This window comes from Alteromonas sp. H39 (assembly GCF_047556435.1).
Classification (GTDB): Bacteria; Pseudomonadota; Gammaproteobacteria; order Enterobacterales; family Alteromonadaceae; genus Alteromonas.
Genome location: NZ_CP180210.1, coordinates 535801 through 555375, shown reverse-complemented (window position 1 = coordinate 555375; position 19575 = coordinate 535801). Strand labels below are relative to the sequence as shown.

At 49.5% G+C, this 19575-nt stretch carries 19 protein-coding genes and 2 tRNA genes; 10 read left to right on the top strand and 11 right to left on the bottom strand.

Translation table 11 applies throughout. The annotated features are described in order from the left end of the window. Nucleotides 1-14: 14 nt before the first annotated feature. The 5 genes from ACLBLI_RS02305 to orn form a co-directional block, all read right to left on the bottom strand. On the bottom strand, nt 15-1574 hold the full coding sequence (locus ACLBLI_RS02305) for a sulfotransferase (protein ID WP_414829562.1): 1560 nt from the start codon (nt 1572-1574) through the stop codon (nt 15-17). Between the two features lie 143 nt (nt 1575-1717). After that, complete coding sequence (locus ACLBLI_RS02300) at nt 1718-4189, bottom strand: TonB-dependent receptor (protein WP_414829561.1); 2472 nt, start codon at nt 4187-4189, stop codon at nt 1718-1720. Nucleotides 4190-4665: 476 nt separating this feature from the next. Beyond that, nucleotides 4666-4741 (bottom strand) — tRNA-Gly (locus ACLBLI_RS02295). Nucleotides 4742-5019: 278 nt separating this feature from the next. After that, nucleotides 5020-5095: transfer RNA gene (locus ACLBLI_RS02290), tRNA-Gly, on the bottom strand. 207 nt (nt 5096-5302) lie between these two features. Beyond that, complete coding sequence (gene orn, locus ACLBLI_RS02285; protein WP_414829560.1) at nt 5303-5848, bottom strand: oligoribonuclease; 546 nt, start codon at nt 5846-5848, stop codon at nt 5303-5305. An 84-nt stretch (nt 5849-5932) separates the two neighbouring features. Between orn and rsgA the strand changes: the two genes are divergently transcribed. The 4 genes from rsgA to ACLBLI_RS02265 all read left to right on the top strand — a co-directional run bounded on the left by rsgA (nt 5933) and on the right by ACLBLI_RS02265 (nt 9786). Continuing rightward, on the top strand, nt 5933-6964 hold the full coding sequence (gene rsgA / locus ACLBLI_RS02280) for a small ribosomal subunit biogenesis GTPase RsgA (protein ID WP_414829559.1): 1032 nt from the start codon (nt 5933-5935) through the stop codon (nt 6962-6964). Nucleotides 6965-7337: 373 nt separating this feature from the next. Beyond that, nucleotides 7338-8213, top strand: coding sequence for an archaetidylserine decarboxylase (asd, locus tag ACLBLI_RS02275; RefSeq protein ID WP_414829558.1), 876 nt, complete (start codon nt 7338-7340; stop codon nt 8211-8213). Continuing rightward, nucleotides 8214-9119 carry a DMT family transporter gene (locus tag ACLBLI_RS02270; protein WP_414829557.1) on the top strand — a complete coding sequence of 302 codons (906 nt, stop codon included), beginning with the start codon at nt 8214-8216 and terminating at the stop codon, nt 9117-9119. Further along, the gene (locus ACLBLI_RS02265) at nt 9088-9786 is read left to right on the top strand and encodes a glycerophosphodiester phosphodiesterase (RefSeq protein ID WP_414829556.1); all 699 of its coding nucleotides are present in this window, start codon (nt 9088-9090) and stop codon (nt 9784-9786) included. The genes ACLBLI_RS02270 and ACLBLI_RS02265 overlap by 32 nt, the downstream gene beginning before the upstream one ends. 25 nt (nt 9787-9811) lie before the next feature. Here ACLBLI_RS02265 and ACLBLI_RS02260 read toward each other — a convergent pair whose 3' ends face one another. Both ACLBLI_RS02260 and ACLBLI_RS02255 read right to left on the bottom strand, forming a co-directional pair. Then, nucleotides 9812-10243: a MerC domain-containing protein gene (locus ACLBLI_RS02260; RefSeq protein WP_414829555.1), complete on the bottom strand. Its 432-nt coding sequence runs from the start codon at nt 10241-10243 to the stop codon at nt 9812-9814. 372 nt (nt 10244-10615) lie between these two features. Beyond that, nucleotides 10616-11368: a divergent polysaccharide deacetylase family protein gene (locus ACLBLI_RS02255; protein ID WP_414829554.1), complete on the bottom strand. Its 753-nt coding sequence runs from the start codon at nt 11366-11368 to the stop codon at nt 10616-10618. A gap of 288 nt (nt 11369-11656) precedes the next feature. On the opposite strand from ACLBLI_RS02255, the gene ACLBLI_RS02250 reads away from it, so the two are divergent. Together ACLBLI_RS02250 and ACLBLI_RS02245 are read left to right on the top strand one after the other, a co-directional pair. Then, complete coding sequence (locus tag ACLBLI_RS02250) at nt 11657-11965, top strand: hypothetical protein (protein ID WP_414829553.1); 309 nt, start codon at nt 11657-11659, stop codon at nt 11963-11965. Nucleotides 11966-11989: 24 nt separating this feature from the next. Continuing rightward, the gene (locus tag ACLBLI_RS02245) at nt 11990-12994 is read left to right on the top strand and encodes a threonine/serine dehydratase (protein WP_414829552.1); all 1005 of its coding nucleotides are present in this window, start codon (nt 11990-11992) and stop codon (nt 12992-12994) included. A gap of 238 nt (nt 12995-13232) precedes the next feature. Here ACLBLI_RS02245 and ACLBLI_RS02240 read toward each other — a convergent pair whose 3' ends face one another. Both ACLBLI_RS02240 and ACLBLI_RS02235 read right to left on the bottom strand, forming a co-directional pair. Then, nucleotides 13233-14378 (bottom strand): murein hydrolase activator EnvC family protein, encoded by a 1146-nt coding sequence (locus ACLBLI_RS02240; RefSeq protein ID WP_414829551.1) that lies wholly within the window; start codon nt 14376-14378, stop codon nt 13233-13235. Between the two features lie 63 nt (nt 14379-14441). Continuing rightward, complete coding sequence (locus ACLBLI_RS02235; RefSeq protein ID WP_414829550.1) at nt 14442-14783, bottom strand: DUF4870 family protein; 342 nt, start codon at nt 14781-14783, stop codon at nt 14442-14444. 355 nt (nt 14784-15138) lie between these two features. Here ACLBLI_RS02235 and ACLBLI_RS02230 point away from each other — a divergent pair, with 355 nt between their 5' ends. From ACLBLI_RS02230 to gpsA, 4 genes are read left to right on the top strand one after another with little or no spacing between them, the layout of a single operon-like run. Continuing rightward, nucleotides 15139-15564 (top strand): rhodanese-like domain-containing protein, encoded by a 426-nt coding sequence (locus ACLBLI_RS02230; RefSeq protein WP_414829549.1) that lies wholly within the window; start codon nt 15139-15141, stop codon nt 15562-15564. A gap of 11 nt (nt 15565-15575) precedes the next feature. Then, nucleotides 15576-15833: a glutaredoxin 3 gene (grxC, locus tag ACLBLI_RS02225; protein WP_218309170.1), complete on the top strand. Its 258-nt coding sequence runs from the start codon at nt 15576-15578 to the stop codon at nt 15831-15833. Between the two features lie 49 nt (nt 15834-15882). Next, nucleotides 15883-16395: a protein-export chaperone SecB gene (gene secB / locus ACLBLI_RS02220; protein WP_414829548.1), complete on the top strand. Its 513-nt coding sequence runs from the start codon at nt 15883-15885 to the stop codon at nt 16393-16395. Between the two features lie 10 nt (nt 16396-16405). Continuing rightward, nucleotides 16406-17413, top strand: a complete 1008-nt coding sequence (gene gpsA / locus ACLBLI_RS02215) for an NAD(P)H-dependent glycerol-3-phosphate dehydrogenase (RefSeq protein ID WP_414830885.1) — start codon at nt 16406-16408, stop codon at nt 17411-17413. A 43-nt stretch (nt 17414-17456) separates the two neighbouring features. Here the strand turns inward: gpsA and ACLBLI_RS02210 are convergent, their stop codons facing one another. Together ACLBLI_RS02210 and ACLBLI_RS02205 are read right to left on the bottom strand one after the other, a co-directional pair. Further along, nucleotides 17457-18413: a GlxA family transcriptional regulator gene (locus ACLBLI_RS02210; RefSeq protein WP_414829547.1), complete on the bottom strand. Its 957-nt coding sequence runs from the start codon at nt 18411-18413 to the stop codon at nt 17457-17459. A gap of 4 nt (nt 18414-18417) precedes the next feature. Beyond that, complete coding sequence (locus tag ACLBLI_RS02205) at nt 18418-19416, bottom strand: DJ-1/PfpI family protein (protein WP_414829546.1); 999 nt, start codon at nt 19414-19416, stop codon at nt 18418-18420. Between the last annotated feature and the right edge of the window lie 159 nt (nt 19417-19575).

Sequence of the window (19575 nt, the reverse complement as noted above, 5' to 3'; positions counted from 1 at the left end):
TACAGTCTGTGTTATCAGGACCTCACACCTAATAATTGCTGAAGCGCTTCAGTGTGCGCTTTATAGTGTTTCCAGCGACCAACCGAGCGCGCGTTAATCGCTTCTCTCACCTGGACCTTGCTGGCAGTAGACACCGGTGATTTATTGGTCTCAACCTGCACGCACTGTGGCTCCCAGTCCAGCCCACAAAATTGAATGAGCTGTTTGACTTCCGCTTCAGGATTAGCGACGAGGGCTTCATAAGACTGCAAACGAATTGCTTCCGGATGATGTGCCGACCACAGTGCCATTAACTCTTCAAATCGCTGATAAAAGCGGCCGATATTCATCAGATCATAAGCGTATGCATAGTAGGGGCTGTTGATAGAAAATAGCTGGCGAAAATTACCTACGCAGGTATCCATCGGATCGCGAACCAGACATACAATTTTGGCTTTTGGCAGCGCCCGGCGAATCAACCCGACGTAAAAGAAATTAAAAGGCAGCTTATCCACTACATAATGATGGTGTTGGCGTAAAAACGCGGTACGCTCCAGATAGCGTTCGCCAAGTGTGGTGAAGTTCAACGCTTCTGCCGCCGCCAGCGTAGGCAAATCCAACACCTGATTAGATGAAGTGGCGGTAAGCTCTTTTACGGCAACGCCAAAATCCTGCAGCTCTCCTCCCGAGGTAACCTGGCTATGGTTACTGATAATTCTTTCCACCAACGTCGTTCCGGAGCGAGGCATTCCAATCACAAAAATAGGACTGTCACTGTCACTGCCGCCGGTAATTTTCGCAGAGTCTGCAGCGGTTTGTTCCAGAAAATCAAACAACGCCTGAAAACGTGAATCGATATCCGAAAACTGTTTTCGCTTAGGTGCTTTCGCTTTGTTCAGCACCTCAAAGGCCCGGCTGTAGTCGCCGATAGCTTCGTATTCTTTTGCCAACGCATGACCCACGTGCAGCCCACCGTCAGCATTATCTTTTAGTTGTTCCTTCAGCACTGACAGGCGCGCGATGTGGTTATCGTCAGCAGTCATCCCCCCGAGATCGGACAGCGCGAAGTGAGCCTGATAATAATCTGGTTTCAGAGTAATGGCCTTTTCAAAACCTTCTCGCGCAGCGTTAAAGTTTCCCGCGAATTTACACGACACCGCGTGGTTGTAATAAAAAAACGGGTTATCGGGCGACAGTGATATCGCCTTTTCGAAATAGGGTAAGGCTCTGTCATGAGCACCGACGCGGCTGAGCGAAACGCCAACAGTATCTAACTCTAGTGCCCTTTCCAATGCATTGACAGGGGCATTATCCACAGCAGCAAGAGCCGCAGACATATCACCTTTCAAGGCATGGCACTTTGCAAGGTAGGCAAAGGTTAACGGACGGACTGTCAGCGCATTGGACTTTTCCAGCAAACTAATAGCTTTATTGATCTGCCCCATTTCGATGTGAATAATGCCAAGTAAAAAATAGGCATGTGCATCGTCACCCCACTGTTTGATCAGGGTAACGCACGCTTTATGCGCCGAAACGAAATCTCGTTGATTTATCGCCTTACCAGCGGCCTCTAACAACTGTGCTCGATTATCCATTCGCGTCCGTCTTACTTCTGTGTCGAAAACGAAAAAGGCACTCAGTGAGTGCCTTTGTGATTCACTCTTACCACACAATGGCCTGTACTGGATGGCAAGGTAATGTGTAAGAGTAAGTCTAAACGACCTGAATTAAAACGCCATTATAACTCAAACCGATAATTGAATTTTAAGCCTATGGTACGAGGCATTAGCAGGTAATGACCGTAATTACGCAGTATTTCAGTACCATTTGGTGTCATCTCGTCGAATACTGCCATGTTCATGTCACCTTTATCACGACGCACTGAGGTATAGGCGTACTTGTCGAACAGGTTGTCAATGTAGAAAGTAACAGACCAGTCATCATCAGATAGTCGGGCATTGAAGTTGGAAACGGCGTACCCGGGAATTGCCTCGGCATTCTGACGAAGTCCGACTGTAGAGAATACGTCGCTTTGCGCTGTCAGACCGTAATTGACATCCAGAAGCTTGTCATCGAATACTTCTGTAGAGTAAGTCACACCAAAAGAAAACTGATGCTGTGGTGAGCCCGGCAAGCGATCGCCATCTTTGCCGTCATAAAAATCCTGCAGCGGCGTCCCCTGGTCGTCGAATACACCAAACAGAAATGGTGCATCGGCGGTTAACTCTGCATTCGTGTTTGAATAGGTGGCATACATAGTCAGATAGTCAGTGACGATGCCGCGAACCGACAATTCAACCCCTTGCGCTGATGCGCCCTGAGCATTAACGGTAATCGGCTGTTGACCATTGATGGTAGCACCGCCAACCTGCGGATCGTTCCAGTCTACATAGAATAATGCGGTATTTACTTGCAAGCGGTTGTTGAAGTAGCTGGTTTTTAAGCCAATCTCATAGTTCGTTGTGGTGTCCGCCACAAATACCTGCTCCCGGGGAAGCGCACAAACAATCTGGTTTTCAATTTCGTCAATGTTGTCAGGACATGCTGCTACACCATTTGCTCCACCAATGCGGAAGCCCTCACTGATAGTCAGATAACCCATCATGTCAGGATTAAACTGGTAGCTGGTATTAAATTTGAATAGTGTACCGCTGTCATCAGCCTGCTCGTTGCCATAGTCCAGCTCAATCGAATCAGACGCACGACCATCAAACACCGTATAATACAACGGCAAATCGACTGCCGATTCCGACTCGACATCATACTCATAAGCACGCAGGCCAACAGTGACATCCCAGGCGTCAGTCAACTCATACGTCACTTCACCGAAAATGGCTTTTTCGGTGATTTCAGTATTATCTACCGAGTAATATTCCAGTGCATCCGGACGGTAATTTCCGTCTACGCCCCAAACCTCAATCGCATAAACGTCGAAATTAGGCGTGAACTCTTTACTGCTGCCGTTATATTCAGAGTTGTAATAAAAGCCACCAACAATCCAGGATAGCGGGCCGTCGCCCTGCGAGACTAAGCGAACCTCTTGCGTGAAAGTATCCTGATCATCCAGTTCTTCGGTGTAAGAAGAAAATGCCGGGAACTCTTCATAACTGTAATCAAGGCGAATCAACAGATCGGTCTGGTCACGCTGTCCCACGGCATCAAACTGAGAGAACCCCGTAGCACTGGTTAACTCGGCAAATCCTAGGTCTGCCGTTACTTCCAGGCTCAGTAGCTGGTCTTCTTTCTCGCGAGGCTCTTCATAACGATACGCGGATTCATAGGGGCCGATAATATCGCTAAGCGGATTTTCCGGAGCCAACGCATTATGATGTGTAATTGAACGCCCTTCGGTATCCTGCTTCTGATAGAAGTAAGTAAGCGTGCTGTCTAACCAGTCATTTGGTAGCCAACGCACCGCAATGCGACCGGTAAGCGTATCTTCACCATTGGCATCTTCCACCTGGCGAAGGTTTTCGCTTACTGCTGACGGATCATCCCAGTCAGGGTCGGGTAGCGACACACCGCCTTCGCGAACGACATAGTTATAATCTATAAAGCCAGGGTTGCTAAAGTAGTTCAGAGACGCCCTAACGCCCAGCTCCCCTTCAATAATGGGGGCGTTGAAGACAAAGCCACCTTCGCCGCCCATCGAATCAGCTTCAGACAGACTGAAAATATCTCCAAACACTTCACCAGACGTAAAGTCGAGGTCGACTTTTTTAGGCAAATAGCGAATTGCGCCACCTAACGTTCCGGCTCCATATAAGGTTCCTTGTGGGCCTATAAGGACTTCCACCCGGTCAACATCAACCAGTCGCAGGTTTAGAAATAACGGAATTTCACCAAAGTAAGTTGCAACCGTACCGCCGTCGGCTCCTGGGCCAGAGGAGTTCGTGTTGAGGCCGCGAACAATAATCGGAGAGTCAGAGCGTCCGCCCTGGTCTGTTACTGTCAGTCCGGGCACCCAGCGGGCAACACCATCAAGATCTTCTATATTTTGTTGCGCCAGTGTTTCGGACGTAATTGCCGAAATATTGATAGGCACTTCCTGTAGTGTGCCGCTACGGCGGGTTGCCGTAACTTCTATCTTCTCGATTTGCTTTTCACTGACAGTCGCTTCCTGTGCAACGGCCGCCGTCCCGGTTAATGCTGTAAATACAGCGCCGGCAACGACAGATATAGCAAATGGCTTGCCTTTGTGGATGGTCATGTGTTTCTCCTGGTGTGCGTAAACGGCTGCAACCGTATTTTTGTTAACCAGACCAGAGCACTTTTTGTGCCTACTTTGAAAAGGATTTTGATAAGAATAAGAGCGATCACTTGCACTAATGCGCATATTTATTCACAAAAATAAAGCATTCATGCGTTTTCTGGGATCTTACCGTTTTCATTTGCACCGTTTATGAGCAAAAAAACCAGAATACCGACCACTCAGCACGAAAAACGTGCAGGATATCGCTATTAACGCACCAATGCAGCACGATGAAGCACGACTATTTATTCACTCTTCGCATAGAAGCTGAATAAAAGGTGACCAGTTGTAACGAGCACGCATTTTATGCTGAATAGTGCTTGCTGAAAAAAAAGAAGAAGCAGAAACAGATTCGTAACTGGCAGCCACGCTGTCGCGACTCGTCGCGAAAGGCACGTGAAGTGCTGACATACCAAGATGAATGTGTAAAAAATTGGAGCGGGAAACGAGATTCGAACTCGCGACCCCGACCTTGGCAAGGTCGTGCTCTACCAGCTGAGCTATTCCCGCGTATTTCTGGTTGCGAGCCGCCAGGGTAGTTGTTGTCTCCGTCACCTTGCCAAATTGGCAATCACTTCGTGACGAGATACGTACTCTACCAGCTGAGCTATTCCCGCGTATCGGTGCTTATCCAGGCTGTCAGGGTAGTTTTCGTTTTCGTCACCTTGCCAAATTGGCAATCACTTCGTGACGAGATACGTGCTCTACCAGCTGAGCTATTCCCGCATAAGAGGACTGTGCTTTCGCACATTAAGCGTTACGTTGTTTACTAACACTTAATAAAAATTTGGAGCGGGAAACGAGATTCGAACTCGCGACCCCGACCTTGGCAAGGTCGTGCTCTACCAGCTGAGCTATTCCCGCGTATTTCTGGTTGCGAGCCATCAGGGTAGTTGTTGTTTCCGTCACCTTGCCAAATTGGCAATCACTTCGTGACGAGATACATACTCTACCAGCTGAGCTATTCCCGCAAAAAAAAAGCACTTCGTTTGAAGTGGTGCGCATTTTACAAAAATCTTGGATTAACGCAACCACTTATTACGCTTTTTTTACTGCGCTTCTACCAAACGCTTAAATGCTGAACACTTTTTCGCGATAGTAGCGAAGCTCCTCTATTGACTCACGGATATCATCCAGCGCCAGGTGCACGCCTTTTTTCTCAAAGCCGTCCAGAACTTCTGGCTGCCAGCGCTTCGCCAGTTCTTTAATCGTACTCACATCAATGCTGCGGTAGTGAAAATAGTTCTCCAATTCCGGCATGTATTTGACCATGAAACGGCGATCCTGCCCGATGGTATTACCACATAGTGGTGACTTACCCGCATCCACGTAGTTACTCAGAAACGCTATTGTTTGTTTTGCCGCTTCAGCTTCATCCACCTTGCTTTCCCGGCAACGTGCGGTCAATCCACTATTGCCATGAACACGGGTACACCATTCATCCATCGTATCCAGAATACTATCTGGTTGATGTACGGCAATCACCGGCCCTTCAGCCAGCACATTAAGCTGGGCATCCGTTACAATGGTGGCGATTTCCAGTACCTTGCAGGTTTCTGGATCGAGCCCGGTCATCTCCATATCTATCCACACCAGGTTCGAATCATGCTTTGTCATAAGGCTTCCTCTGTATTGAGACATGGCATGCATGTCTGACAAACGGTATCATTGGTATAGTATACGTGAAAGTTTGTGAGAATCGTGGCCAAAAAACCAAAACTAACGCACCGACAAAAACGCCAGGTTGCTGCCAACCGCAGTAAGCGCCTGAAAGAAAAAGGCAAGCAAAGCGAGGCTGACCTGTCTTCTCTTGAAACCGGCAGAGTCATTGGTCGGTTCGGGAAGCACGCCGATATTGAGGATACGTCCGGCGCCATCTCTCGTTGTCATATTCGTCGCACTATCGAATCCGTTGTCTGCGGTGATGATGTGTTGTTCAGTCGGGGGGAAGCGTCTGATGGTGGTGTCGTCAGCGGCGTCATCGAGGTCGTCAAAGACCGCAAATCCGTTCTCACACGCCCTGACTTTTACGATGGCGTGAAGCCCATTGCGGCAAACATCGACCAAATTATTATTGTCAGTGCGGTATTGCCATCCCTCTCGCTGAATATTATCGACCGGTATCTGGTCGCGTGTGAAGATACCGGCATCCAGCCTGTTATAGTGCTTAACAAAGTGGAGCTGATGTCTGATGAAGAGCGGGAAACGGCAGCATCACAGCTGGAAAACTATCGTTCCCTCGGCTATCAGGTATTGCTCACCAGTTGCAAAACCGGTGAAGGACTGGACCAGCTGAACGACCTGCTGAATGACCGTGTCAGCGTGTTTGTTGGTCAGTCCGGTGTGGGTAAATCCAGTCTGATCAATCAGGTTTTGCCCGATGCTGATGAACTGGTAGGAGACATTTCTGATAATTCCGGTCTGGGCCAGCACACCACTACCGCAGCCAAACTGCTTCACCTGCCAGCTGGCGGCGATCTCATCGATTCCCCCGGGGTCCGTGAATTTGGTTTATGGCATCTGCCAACCGAGCGTGTGACGTGGGGCTTTATCGAGTTTCGCGATTACCTTGGCGGCTGTAAATTCCGTGACTGCAAACATCTGAACGATCCCGGATGTCTGCTGCGCCAGGCCGTTGAAGATGGCGAGATCAGCGCTGAGCGCTTTGCCAGTTACCACAAGATCCTTGCATCAATGGATGAGCAGCGCCCCAGTCACGCCAGCCCGCCTTAAAGTTGGGGCGAACAGGACATGTCGCTGTGGCATATCGCCAAGTGACTAATCGGGGTGGCCTTTTTGCAGGCCACAGGTTAAGCCTGATAAGAATGGCGGTGGAAAGGGACGTGACCGAAAGCTTTTCAGGGCAAGTCCTGTAGCAGGTAAATCAACAAGTCTCGTTGTCGGCATAGCTAATGCCGTGGCCGTATCCTATTAGCATCGTGAAATTGGGTATGGCATTTTCATCACAGCCAGAGCAATCACTTTTCACTTCACAGCGTATACAACACTCACTTATGCTTTTCTCTTTTGAGCCATAATTGGAAAGTCGCAACGTAATCACACAGATAGGGTACAATCGCCGTGTCTGAACAATGGAGATATTTTCGTGCTGGATTGGTTTAAGGTAAATCTGCAATACATTTTACCAAAACACCTGCTGTCCAGGCTGGTTGGTAAACTGGCCTCAGCTGAGATGGGAAGCCTGACAACCGGGCTGATTAAGTTATTTATCAAACACTTTAAGGTAAATATGGATGAGGCATTGTATCCTCAGCCAGAGCATTACCGCACATTTAATGCTTTCTTCACCCGCCCGCTTCAGCCTGACGCCAGGCCAATAGATGAAGACGAGAATGTCATTATTCACGCCGTAGACGGTGCAGTGAGCCAGTTTGGTGATATTAATGCTGACAGCATATTCCAGGCTAAAGGACACAACTACAGCCTGACAACGCTGTTAGGCGGCAAGCCGGAGATGGCTTCACCATTTAAAGACGGAAAATTCGCTACGGTGTATCTGTCACCTAAAGACTACCATCGCATCCATATGCCGGTAGAAGGCACCCTGACCGACATGATCTATGTTCCTGGTGAGCTGTTTTCCGTAAATCCTCTGACGGCTGCCAACGTACCGGGTCTGTTTGCCCGTAACGAGCGGGTTGTCACTTTCTTCGACACGCCTGTCGGTCGCATGGCGATGGTGCTGGTGGGCGCGACAATTGTTGCCAGTATAGAAACGGTCTGGTCAGGCACTGTTACACCACCTGCGGGTAAAAATGTGCAGCACTGGAGCTACGAAAAAGACACCGAGTCCAGTGTTAAGCTGGCCAAAGGCGAAGAAATGGGCCGCTTTAAACTGGGCTCCACTATTGTTGTGTGTTTTGAGAAAGACGTTATTGAGTTTGATGAACTTACTGCAGGTCAGGTTACCCGTCTGGGTGAGCCAATGGCACACGTGTCGCCGGCGTCAGATAACGTCTAGATGGATCCGGTTAAACGCAGCCTGATATCGCTTCACTTCACTGTTGTCCTGCTTGGCGGGACAGCACTGTTCTCACAGGTTATTCCCTTAAACGCGACCGATATCACGCTGGGGCGTTCAGTTTTTGCCTGTATCGCACTGATGCTTTATTTATGGGTAAGCGGGGAATCGTTTCGCCTTGGTTCTCGCAAAGATTATACCGTGGCGATCACGCTGGGCGTGTTGATGGCAGCCCACTGGGTTACCTACTTCGCCGCCATGCAATATGCTGGCGTGTCAGTAGGTATGATTGCCCTATTCACGTTTCCTGTCATCACCGTGCTTATCGAACCCTTCTTTGAACGCATCAGGTTGGTCTGGCAGGACTTTATTTCCGCCATCGCGGTGTTAGTTGGCATTTATTTTATTGTTCCTGAAGTGTCACTTGAGAACGATGTGACGCTGGGTGTAATCATTGGCATTTTCTCTGCCGTACTGTATTCCTTTCGCAACCTGATCCACCGCCAGCATTTTTCACACTATTCCGGTGCCAAAGCAATGGCATGGCAGATCCTGATTGTCTGTATTTGTATTTTGCCGCTGGGTAGTGAAGCGCTGGTTGACGCGCCGATGAGTGCCTGGTGGCTGCTGCTTTTGCTTGGTAGTGTCTTTACTGCGCTGCCCCACGCTCTGATTGCCGCATGCCTGACACATTTACGTGCTAAAACCTTCTCGTTAATTGCATGCATGCAACCGTTTTATGGCGTTATTCTGGCGATTATCCTGCTTGGTGAGTCTCCAGGGTGGCGAGCGCTGCTGGGTGGAGTTCTGGTAACATCAGCCTCCATTTACGAAACAATGAACACGCACAAACTGCATAAGAAGGACGCCAACAATGCTGATTCTGGCGCATCGCGGAGCAAGTAGAGACGCTCCCGAGAACACGCTTCGTGCTTTCAACGAAGCGTTTTCGCAACATGCTCATGGACTGGAGTTTGATACTTACCAGTTACATCAGGATATTATCGTCTTCCATGATCGCTGGCTTCACCGCACCACTAACGGTTCTGGACGTGTTCTGGACCAGACCATCACAACGTTACGTTCGCTGGACGCGGGCTTCGGTGAACAGATCCCGTTCTTACATGAGGTGCTTGCCCTATGCCCAGGTAGTAGCATCTGCAACATAGAAATTAAGCAGCTCCACGATGTTCCGGCGTGGCTGCAATGCTTCGATGACGCGCTGCATTCCAGCCGCCTGACCACTGACAACATTATTATCTCTTCATTCAACCATCGCTGGCTTCGTGAAATTAAAGCACAAAGGCCTGCGATTCAGATTGGTGCGCTAACCGCCAGTTTCCCCGTTAACGGCCCGGCGTTCGCGGCTGAACTCGACGCTTACTCTATTCATGTTACGCTGGATATGATTGAAGAAAGTTACGTTCGTGAAGCCCATCAGGCAGGGTTAAAAGTGTTGGTGTATACCGTGGACATGCCGGATGACATGCTGATGCTGAAAAGTTGGGGGGTCGATGGGATCTTTACTAACGTACCGACTGTCGCTCGCGCTACGTTAGGTGACTATCTGTAATCAGGTCGCGGTTGCAAGCAACCTATTACTCGCTCTGACCTGCTACTGCATGCGTTGACAGCACCGTGTTGCGGCAACACTTACACTGACGACACAAACGCATGTTCACCCAGTGCCCGGCAATAATCAGCAGTGCACCAACGGCAATGGTGAAAGGCTCAAATTCATGACCAAAAATATCTTTGAACCAGTAAATCAGGCCACCGGTTGCAAGCAAGCCCATTGGATAATACCTACCGTGATAGCGGGTAGCACCTGCTAATAACGCTACGGCACCGATGAGAAGTGACACAGACAAAATCAAACGCTCAAACCACACCTGCGCAAAAAAGGCTGAGCCAATAAGCGGCAACAAGGGAATTAACACGGGTAACGCCAGACAATGCAGCGCACATAGCCCGGAGACCCAAATCCCCAGACGATCAAGTTTTGCCGGATTGTCTTCGATATTATTCATTCCACTCTTTTTCCAAATGGCCAGGTGCCATGCCAGAGACGTTATATTATAACATTGTGACCTGATTTCAAAACCTCAAGTCAAAATTTAATAAAAATAGTCTTATTTCCTGGCAGGCAGAACGGCGTTCCGGAGTCTCTCAAGTGAAGTGATGTAGGACAGGACACGATGACTGATAAGTCGGGAAAGGCGAAGTAGCCTGTATTCCGAGCATACGTTTACAGGTAAACAAGCGTTAGGACGGGCAAGCAGACAAGCAGACAAGCAGACAAGCAGACAAATTTACCCGTCTGTCGTAATACAACTATTTTCTCACCCTGCGCTGATTCAACAGACAATGTACCCACACAATACAAAGATGGGTTTGAAATGTTACTGCGGTGCGAGTACAACCCTGCGCTTCGCCGGTTTCACAGTAGACGGAGAAGTCGGGGAGGAAAAGTAGTCGTTTGCGGATATCAGAGCAACCCCCTGTTTTTCAAGCTCGGGCAACACTTCTGCAAGAAACGCCACCGACAACGGGTGTGGGTGGGCAATACCAATCGCAACGCCCCGTCTTTTCGCAATACCAATAAGCTCTGTCATTTGCTGCTCAAGAAAGTCACGGGTATGAACATGATCCAGAAACACGTCGCGCACGGCAGTCGGGATCCCCGTTTTTCTGGCGATATCTGCAGCGACTGAATCCGGTGTCGTCTTGCTATCAATAAAGAACAATCCTTCCTTTTTTACTGCCTGCATTAATGCCTGCATAGGAAGTCGCTCTCGTGTAAGAAGGCTACCCATGTGGTTATTAATTCCCATTGCATTGGGCACAGTACGCAGTGCGTCACTTAAGGTGTCGGCGATAGTGTGTGGATACATGCCTACTGTCAGCGCACGTGGTCCGAGTTTATTGCCGTGCTCCGACTGCATGGGCAGGTGAAGCATCACGTCACGCCCCTGGCGTGAGGCGCGGTCTGCAATTGCTCCTCCCAAAGGCGTATCAGGGAGAATAGACAAGGTCACCTGGGTGGGCAGCGTCAATGTTGCCATATCAGAATGACGGTAGCCGACATCATCAATAATGATCATTACCTGCGGCTTTGCCAGCGCAAAGCTTGTCCAGGGCAGTAAAAAGCACACCCACAGTGCTGCCCTTATGCGAGGAAGAACGCGCGCGAAAAAAGATTGGGAAAGTAAGCTTTTATAGACGGCCATTACCTGATTTATAGTTGTTGTATTCGTCACGGCAAGCATGATTTGATAGGCTAAGAATAGCAGTCCATCGAGAGCGTGAAAAGGCTACGAAATAAGAACGTGTATACCCATGTATACTTCTAAGTAAGCAATATTGCAGACCTCAGCGTGATACTTATATTCGCGTCTGGCATGTATTTGGCGGGCGTGAATATCACAACACTAAGGATATGTGTGAATAGTATAATCGAAACCTTTGAATTTACTCCGACGTTAACATTGGTATGTGCGCTGGCCAGTGCTGCCATCGCCAACGCTGATAACCGAAGTCCTTTGGGTTTCTTTATCCTAGGCTGCATTGCTCCGCCGCTGGCTTTACTGATTCTGGCAGCAACACGAAAAGATGAAAACAACCGAACGGTATTTGTAAATATCATCAATGGCAGAAACGCAGAGCGGCCGACGAAAAATGACTGGATGGGACTGGCCTTCTCACTTTCCATGGGCGTTCTTGTATTTGGTGCTATCTTTTATTTTTCCTGATCACGACATACGCATAGAGAACTTATGACAACCACGCCTACATCACTGATACATACTGTTGCGCAACGCGTGGATCACGCTCACTCTCAATTGAAAAAAGCTGCCACACCGCCCTACCAGACGGCTCTGGAGTATAATTTTGGCTTGTCCCAACGCCACGGCATGAACGTGTATCTAAAGCATGAACATATGCAGCATACCGGCTCATTCAAATATCGCGGTGCACTTAATCGTATCTTATCGCTGGATGACGCCAGCAAAAAGAAAGGGGTTATTACTGCCAGCTCAGGCAATCATGGCATGGCCTGCGCGATGGCGGCACAAGAAAGCGGCGTACCGTTAACGGTTTTTGTCCCTGAAAACGCGTCACCGCTGAAAGTGAAGAAAATTCAGGCAATGGGCGCAGAAGTTATTCATGCCCCGGGGGACTGCCTGGTTGCAGAGCTGGCGGCTTCGGATAAAGCCAACACCGAGGGAATGACCTATATCTCACCCTATAACGATAATATCGTTATGGCCGGCCAGGGTACTATTGGCCTGGAAATATTCAATCAGTTGCCAGCGGTTGACGCTGTTCTGATAGCGGTAGGCGGTGGCGGGCTTATCGGCGGCACGGGCGCGTGGTTAAAAGCCCACAATCCGCATGTTGAAGTGATTGGCTGCTGGCCTGAAAATGCACCGGCCATGGCGAAGTGCCTTGAAGCCGGAAAAGTGATTGAAGTAGAAGAATCAGAAACCTTATCAGATGGGACGGCAGGCGGCGTTGAGCCTGGTGCCGTGACGTTTGATGTGTGTCAGGCAGTGATTGATAAGAAAGTTTTTGTCTCGGAAAATGCTATCGCGCAGTCACTACATGATGCCATTTTTGAAGAGCGAATGATCATCGAGGGTGCGGCCGCGGTTCCACTGGCGGCGCTGTCGCAATGTGAATCACACCTGGCAGGCAAGAATGTAGCGGTGGTGATCTGTGGCCGTAATATCGCCGCGCCAGTACTTAAAACTATTGTCAATCGCGACACCCTGGCGTAATTCGCATGAGAAAGCTTCAACAGCGTGTATACAATAGCGGTAGGGGTGGTTTGTAAGGCGCTACGATATCGCTATACGTAAGCGCAACAACCTACTTTTATTACCTTTGTCCCGGCGGGATATCTGATAAATGCCGTTATTTTAACCGATGCTGCGTGCCCCTGCTCTTCTTTGTACCTGTGCGAAAATACAGCCATAGGGCTCAGCATGGCGAAGCCAGGCCAGGTGTCACCTGCGGCTAAAAGCGCAGCCAACTGCTTGGATTGAGGGCCTTACCCTTGTGCCGTATTTCAAAATAAAGGTTTGGAAAACTTTGTCCCCCACTTTGCCCTACCAGCGCGATAGTTTCTCCACGACTTACGGTGTCGCCAGCCTGTTTAAGCAATGCCTGATTGTGCCCGTATACACTCATGTAACCTTGCCCGTGATCGACAATCGTTACCAGTCCAAAGCCTTTTAGCCAGTCGGCGTAGAGTATCCGGCCATTCGACACCGCCTGAACAGCACTGCCTTCATCACCTTCTATTACAATACCTTTCCATCTTACTTGACCTTGTCGGCGCTGGCCGAACAGCTTTCTGACACGTCCCTTTGCTGGCAGTTGAAGCTGCCCCTTGCCTCCGGCCAGCCCCTCCAGCGTAATATTCGCCTGCTCTGCACGGCGCTGGGCCTCTTCGATGGCACGCATTAAAGACAATTCGTTTGCCTGCAGCTTCTCCACCTGCGCACTCTCAGAGCGAATGGTGGCATTAAGGCGTCCAAGGGTTTGCTTACGATCGTCCTGACGTGCCACCAGTACGGCTCGTTGCTGCTGTTGTTCTGCCACCAACGACTCCAGCTCTGCTGCCTTTTGCTCCAGCTGTGCCGTGACTGATTCTAATCGCTCAACGTTATCGCGAAATTTGGTAATTTCTTTTTGGCGGGCTTTGCTGACATATTGATAGTACGTCAAGACCCGCTCGAAGGTGCGGGCATCATCCTGATAAAACAGCATTTTGGCGTAGTCATAATGGCCAGCCATAAACGCACTGCGAAGCTGGCTTGCCAGTAACGATTGCTGCTGAAGGATGGCAGTTTTGAGTTCAGACTGTTCCGCCTCAAGCGTTTTCTGTTCAGCGCGATTGTTCTGCAGTGCATTTTCTGTCTGGTTCAGCGAGCTGGCTACACGGCCTATCTGTACTTCAGATTCTTTCAGAACCGCTTCCAGCTCTTCTGCGGAGGCCTGGCTTTCAGCAAGTTTCTGTTGTCTGGCCTTCAGCTCAGCCTGAATTTCTGCCAACTGCGCTTTTTCTTTTTCCTGCGCGACCGTGCCTGCAGACATCAGCAATGTGATGCCCAGCAACAATGAACAAAAAATACGATGATTCAGATACGGCGTCTTCATCAGAAATAAACAACAGTCAGCAAGCCAACAGGCATTTCAGCAGGTTTGTGGTCGTTATACAAATTATAAGACAACGGCGCGGTAAGGCTGATTGTCTGATAGCCTGACGAGCCCTTTAACAATCTTAAAAACAGACCAGATAAATACCGCCAGCAGAATAGGCCAGCCAATCAGAATAATGGTAAGAATTCCGCCGACCACACTCAGCACCAGCCCGATGATAAATACCCGGATAATGTTGGAATAGTGATCTTCGAATCGCGTACCGCGGGCATCCCCTATTTTGAGCATGGCCCAGATAGCACCAATGAACCATAAAATGCCGGTAAAAACTCCCAAAAGCATTAGTACATAAGCGATTTGCGCGTTTTGTTTGGCGGATAACTCTTCCGAAGACAGTTCCATAGTGTATTTCCTGTGAGCGTCGTTCCTTGTCTTACAGTGTATCGGACCCCTCGCATCTTGCCCAGCGCAATTAAGCAGCAGGTCAGTCTGCCCTAACGGTACCCAATTCAGGTCGTTGCCAGTGAATATCAGCCGACAGTTGCCACGTATCAGACCCTCGCGCCTGTTGCGACATCAGGATAATACAGTGATCTGCAAGCCAGCCAATGGCTGTGAATTATCTTCCAGATATCAATAACCTGCCTGTTAAGTCTCAACCCGATCCTGAGTCAGGGCAATGCAGGCTGGTTTCTGCGAGAATTTTCTATATACTTTGCACTCTTTTTGTGGTCTGTAAGGCAAAGGTTAGAGGTTAATGGATCAGCTTATCGAGTTTGCAAGCAACAATATGCTGCTTGCCGGGATCTGGGCAGCATTGGTAGCAATGCTGATATTCAGCTACATCTCAGCGTGGACATCGCCGGTTAAGGAAGTGAACACACATGAGGCCACCCTGCTTATTAATAAACAGGATGCAATCGTACTGGATACGCGCCCTCAGAAAGATTATAAAGCCGGTCATATTTTAAGTGCCCGCCAGTTAAAGCCCGAAGAGATCCGGGAGAAAGATTTCAAGAAGCTTGAAAAAAGTAAAGACAAACCCATTATTGTTGTCTGTGCAATGGGCAACAGTGCCCGCGGTATCGCATCATCAATGGCAAAAGCCGGATTCAGCGAAGTCTGCGTACTGAAGGGTGGCATGAACGCATGGCAAAGTGCCAGCCTGCCGGTTTCTAAATAGGGGTAACGTCAATGAGCAAAGTTGAAATCTACACCAAAGGACATTGTCCTTACTGTCATCACGCAAAAGCGTTACTGACACAAAAAGGCGTATCATTTCAGGAGTATGCAATTGACGTTCAGCCTGAATTACGCGACGAAATGATTCAGCGAGCCAACGGCGGATGGACCGTTCCTCAGATTTTCATTGACGACCAACACGTTGGTGGATGTGACGATCTGGTTGCGCTGGAACAACAACAAGAACTCGATGCAATGCTTACCCGGTAAGCGGTCACTCTGACCTTAATGCATCAATACAACATGATTAGGAAGTAACATGGCTGACGAAAATCAAACCAACAATGACGCCGCTGCTGGCCAACAAGCCCAGGCTCCACAGTTTAATATCCAGCGTATCTACACAAAAGACATCTCTTTTGAATCGCCAAATGCGCCTGCTATTTTCACCAAAGAGTGGAAGCCGGAAATCAAACTGGACCTGGATACCAGCACCAATAAAATTGATGAAAACGTATACGAAGTCGTTCTGTCTGTGACAGTCACTGCGTCTATGGGTGAAGAGACAGGCTTTTTGTGTGAAGTACAGCAAGCCGGTATTTTCCATGTTGGCGAAATGCCAGAGCAAAACAAAGCGCATACGCTTGGCTCTTTCTGCCCCAACATGCTGTTCCCATATGCACGTGAAACTATCTCCAGCCTGGTTAACCGCGGAACATTCCCTCCGCTGAATCTGGCGCCGGTTAACTTCGACGCGATCTTTGCGGCTTATGTACAAAAGCGTGCACAGCAAGCAAAAGAGAACGGTGAAGCACCGAAAATGGACGCGTAATCACGTGTCTGTGAAATCGGAATCGGTTTCGGTATTAGGGGCGGGGTCTTATGGCACCGCCCTTGCTTTTTGTCTGGCCCGTAATAATGTACCCACCTTGTTGTGGGGACGTGATCCTGATCATGTCGCATCACTGGCAGCAGAACGCGAAAATGCTCGCTACCTGCCGGGCGCGAAGTTTCCGGACGCCTTGATGCCAGAGAGTGATCTGGAAAAAGTGGTTACGGCCAGTCGCGATATCCTGGTGGTGGTACCAAGCCATGCGTTCAAAAGCATGCTCGAAACCATCAAGCCCATGCTGACACCCGGGCAACGAATTATCTGGGCGACCAAAGGCCTGGAGCCGGGGACTGGACGATTGCTGCGTGAAGTCGCAGTGGATGTACTTGGCGACGCCTTTCCGCTGGCTGTGCTTTCCGGGCCAACGTTTGCCAAAGAAATGGCCGCGGGCTTGCCTACCGCTATTTCGCTATCCTCTGCTGATGACTCGCTGGTAGTTGACTTTGCCGCTAAATTGCATTGTGCAAAATCTTTTCGCGTATATACCAACCCAGACATTATTGGTGTTCAGTTGGGCGGAGCAGTTAAGAACGTCATCGCCATTGGCGCTGGCCTTGCCGATGGGCTGGGTTTTGGCGCAAACGCCCGAACCGCACTTATTACCCGCGGACTGGCTGAACTGACCCGTTTGGGCGTTAAGCTTGGCGCGCAACCGGAGACCTTTATGGGGATGGCCGGCCTGGGCGATCTGGTACTCACCTGTACCGACAACCAGTCGCGCAATCGCCGCTTTGGACTGGCTCTGGGTCAGGGCAAAAGTGTCGACGAGGCAATCGCCGATATCGGCCAGGTGGTAGAAGGTTATCGCAATACCGACGAAGTCCATATTCTGGCCTCCAAAATGGGTGTAGAGATGCCTATTTGTGAACAGATTTATGAAGTCTTGTATAACGGCCGTTCACCCAAAGAAGCCGCGCTGGCGCTGTTGGGACGCGACTTAAAAAGCGAAACCGCATAACGCAATATTGCACAAAAACGCAGAATGTTTATTCTGCGTTTTTTTATCTGCTTGTGAAGCGCTCCCGGTAGTCTGAAGGTGATATTGAAAATCGCCTTTGAAAAGCTCGCCTGAATGCATCTGCACTGCGATACCCGCACGCATCAGATACCCGCCCCAGCGACCACGATTTCTCTACCAGCAATTGCCTGGCATAGTCCAGTCGTAGCGTTTCGATATACCGCGCCGGAGTTTCTCCCATTTTCCGCGTAAACAAACGATAGAAGTTCCGTTCACTCATGGCACAATGAGCTGCAAGCTCACCAACACTGAGTTCTTTTTGCAAATTGTCCAGCACAAAACTGCTTAATGAGGCGAAGCCGTTGTCGGCCTTTTGCTGAAAGCGCAGTGGTGCTGAAAACTGCGCCTGATCGCCAGCACGTCGATAGTGCACTACCAGAAATCGTGCAACTTGTGAGGCCACATCCGCCCCCAAATCATTTTCAATTAAACGCAACGCCAGATCGATTCCCGAGGTTATCCCGGCTGATGTCGCAATGTCGCCGTTGTCGATATACAACTCATCCGCATGCACGTCAACGTTGGGATACGCTTTTGCAAGTTCACCAACAAACCCCCAGTGCGTTGTCGCATGCCGCCCTTCAAGCAGGCCGGCCTCAGCCAGAAGAAATGCGCCGGTACAAACACTCGCCATGCGCCTTACTTTAGGTTTAATACCCGCAAGCCATGGGCATACTGCCTTTTGCACGGCTGACAACCTCGAACCAGCCCCGCCCGGAATAATCAGTGTATCCAGAGAGGTAATCTCATCGAGTTGATAGTCCGCTACCAGCGCCAGACCGGATTCGCTGCGATAAGCACCGGATGCTTCGCCGATAAACTGTAACTCGTATGGCGATGCCTTAATTTCACTGACCGAAAAAAAGGCTTCCATTGGCCCCACCAAATCCTGGGTATTCATTTGATCAAACAACAGGAAGCCAATTTTTCGTTTTATCATCGTATTACTCAGCCTTCGCCTTATGCATTTCAAGAGAGAGGGTATAAGTGCCTGAAGGTTTTGCCGGCGTAACGGACACCTCATGTACCCAGCCTGACATACCAGCTTGTCCTCGCCAGCGCATAAGCCCGGGGACGTCTGCATCCACCTCCTGCCAGTCATCGTGTGCTGACATGGCTTGACGGTATCGCTGCTGTAGCTCAGATGCCGGGGCCGTTGTTACTGCCGTGAATGCGATATTCCAGTCAGTCTCATCCCCAAAGGAATACTCGCGTTCAAACTGTATTCCTTCCGGCCAGTCATAGTGGTTATCCGGATAGTAGCGATCTGCCATGACTGCCCGAACAAATCCCCCTTCAGGATCCCAGTCGTACTCAATGTGCAGTGCCACAGAACGCGCTTTTTCCTCACCCGACACCTCACTCACCAAGTGTAGTGACGCATCAATACCTGATGACAAGCCTGCCGACGTAATAACCTTGCCGTTATCAACAAACCGTTTATCTCTGAGCACGGTAATGTCTGGATAGTCCTTTTCAAAGCTGTTCATTGCGCCATGAAACGTGGTGGCAGACTGATTATCCAGCAAGCCGGACTCGGCCAGGATGTGGGAGCCCGTGCACACCGACAGGATATGTGCGACTTTCCCTTGCATGGTCTGTAACCACTGCTGAACATCTTTGTCATGCATAACGTCATGGGTATCACCGCCGGGTACCAGGATCGCATCCGCCTCCGGCATGGTTTTGAATGAGTATTCCGGGTTCACGCTCAGCCCCATTGCGGTTGTGACGGTTTCCCCGGTTTCGGATACCGTGAATACCTCGTAATCGGCCTGTCCAAAGACTTCGTATGGTGCAGCAAAATCGATGATCTGCACCTTATCAAACATCAGTATAGCGACGGTAAAGGGTTGCTTGGCATAGGCATGACGTACAGGCGCTATCAATAAAAATATGATAGCAAGCCAGCCGAGTCGCGCGGCGTTAACGTGTGATTTCATTGTTGTTTCATCCTTAATTTATTTCACACGCTGAGTTTACGCAAAAGCCATGATGGCAGAATGACACCAATCAGACAATATCCGCCATATTTTTATAGTAACTACAATTACGCCCTATTTGATAGCACGCCTGATGAGAACCACGAAAGCGAGTTTGAT

What these genes read in the sequence shown, in the direction of transcription:
- ACLBLI_RS02205 (WP_414829546.1), bottom strand. Translation starts at nt 19,416, where the DNA reads ATGAAATCACACGTTAACGCCGCGCGACTCGGCTGGCTTGCTATCATA.
- orn (WP_414829560.1), bottom strand. Translation starts at nt 5,848, where the DNA reads ATGACAAAGCATGATTCGAACCTGGTGTGGATAGATATGGAGATGACC.
- ACLBLI_RS02245 (WP_414829552.1), top strand. Translation starts at nt 11,990, where the DNA reads ATGACAACCACGCCTACATCACTGATACATACTGTTGCGCAACGCGTG.
- grxC (WP_218309170.1), top strand. Translation starts at nt 15,576, where the DNA reads ATGAGCAAAGTTGAAATCTACACCAAAGGACATTGTCCTTACTGTCAT.
- ACLBLI_RS02210 (WP_414829547.1), bottom strand. Translation starts at nt 18,413, where the DNA reads ATGATAAAACGAAAAATTGGCTTCCTGTTGTTTGATCAAATGAATACC.
- secB (WP_414829548.1), top strand. Translation starts at nt 15,883, where the DNA reads ATGGCTGACGAAAATCAAACCAACAATGACGCCGCTGCTGGCCAACAA.
- ACLBLI_RS02235 (WP_414829550.1), bottom strand. Translation starts at nt 14,783, where the DNA reads ATGGAACTGTCTTCGGAAGAGTTATCCGCCAAACAAAACGCGCAAATC.
- ACLBLI_RS02260 (WP_414829555.1), bottom strand. Translation starts at nt 10,243, where the DNA reads ATGAATAATATCGAAGACAATCCGGCAAAACTTGATCGTCTGGGGATT.
- ACLBLI_RS02270 (WP_414829557.1), top strand. Translation starts at nt 8,214, where the DNA reads ATGGATCCGGTTAAACGCAGCCTGATATCGCTTCACTTCACTGTTGTC.
- ACLBLI_RS02230 (WP_414829549.1), top strand. Translation starts at nt 15,139, where the DNA reads ATGGATCAGCTTATCGAGTTTGCAAGCAACAATATGCTGCTTGCCGGG.
- ACLBLI_RS02240 (WP_414829551.1), bottom strand. Translation starts at nt 14,378, where the DNA reads ATGAAGACGCCGTATCTGAATCATCGTATTTTTTGTTCATTGTTGCTG.
- ACLBLI_RS02265 (WP_414829556.1), top strand. Translation starts at nt 9,088, where the DNA reads ATGCTGATTCTGGCGCATCGCGGAGCAAGTAGAGACGCTCCCGAGAAC.
- ACLBLI_RS02305 (WP_414829562.1), bottom strand. Translation starts at nt 1,574, where the DNA reads ATGGATAATCGAGCACAGTTGTTAGAGGCCGCTGGTAAGGCGATAAAT.
- ACLBLI_RS02300 (WP_414829561.1), bottom strand. Translation starts at nt 4,189, where the DNA reads ATGACCATCCACAAAGGCAAGCCATTTGCTATATCTGTCGTTGCCGGC.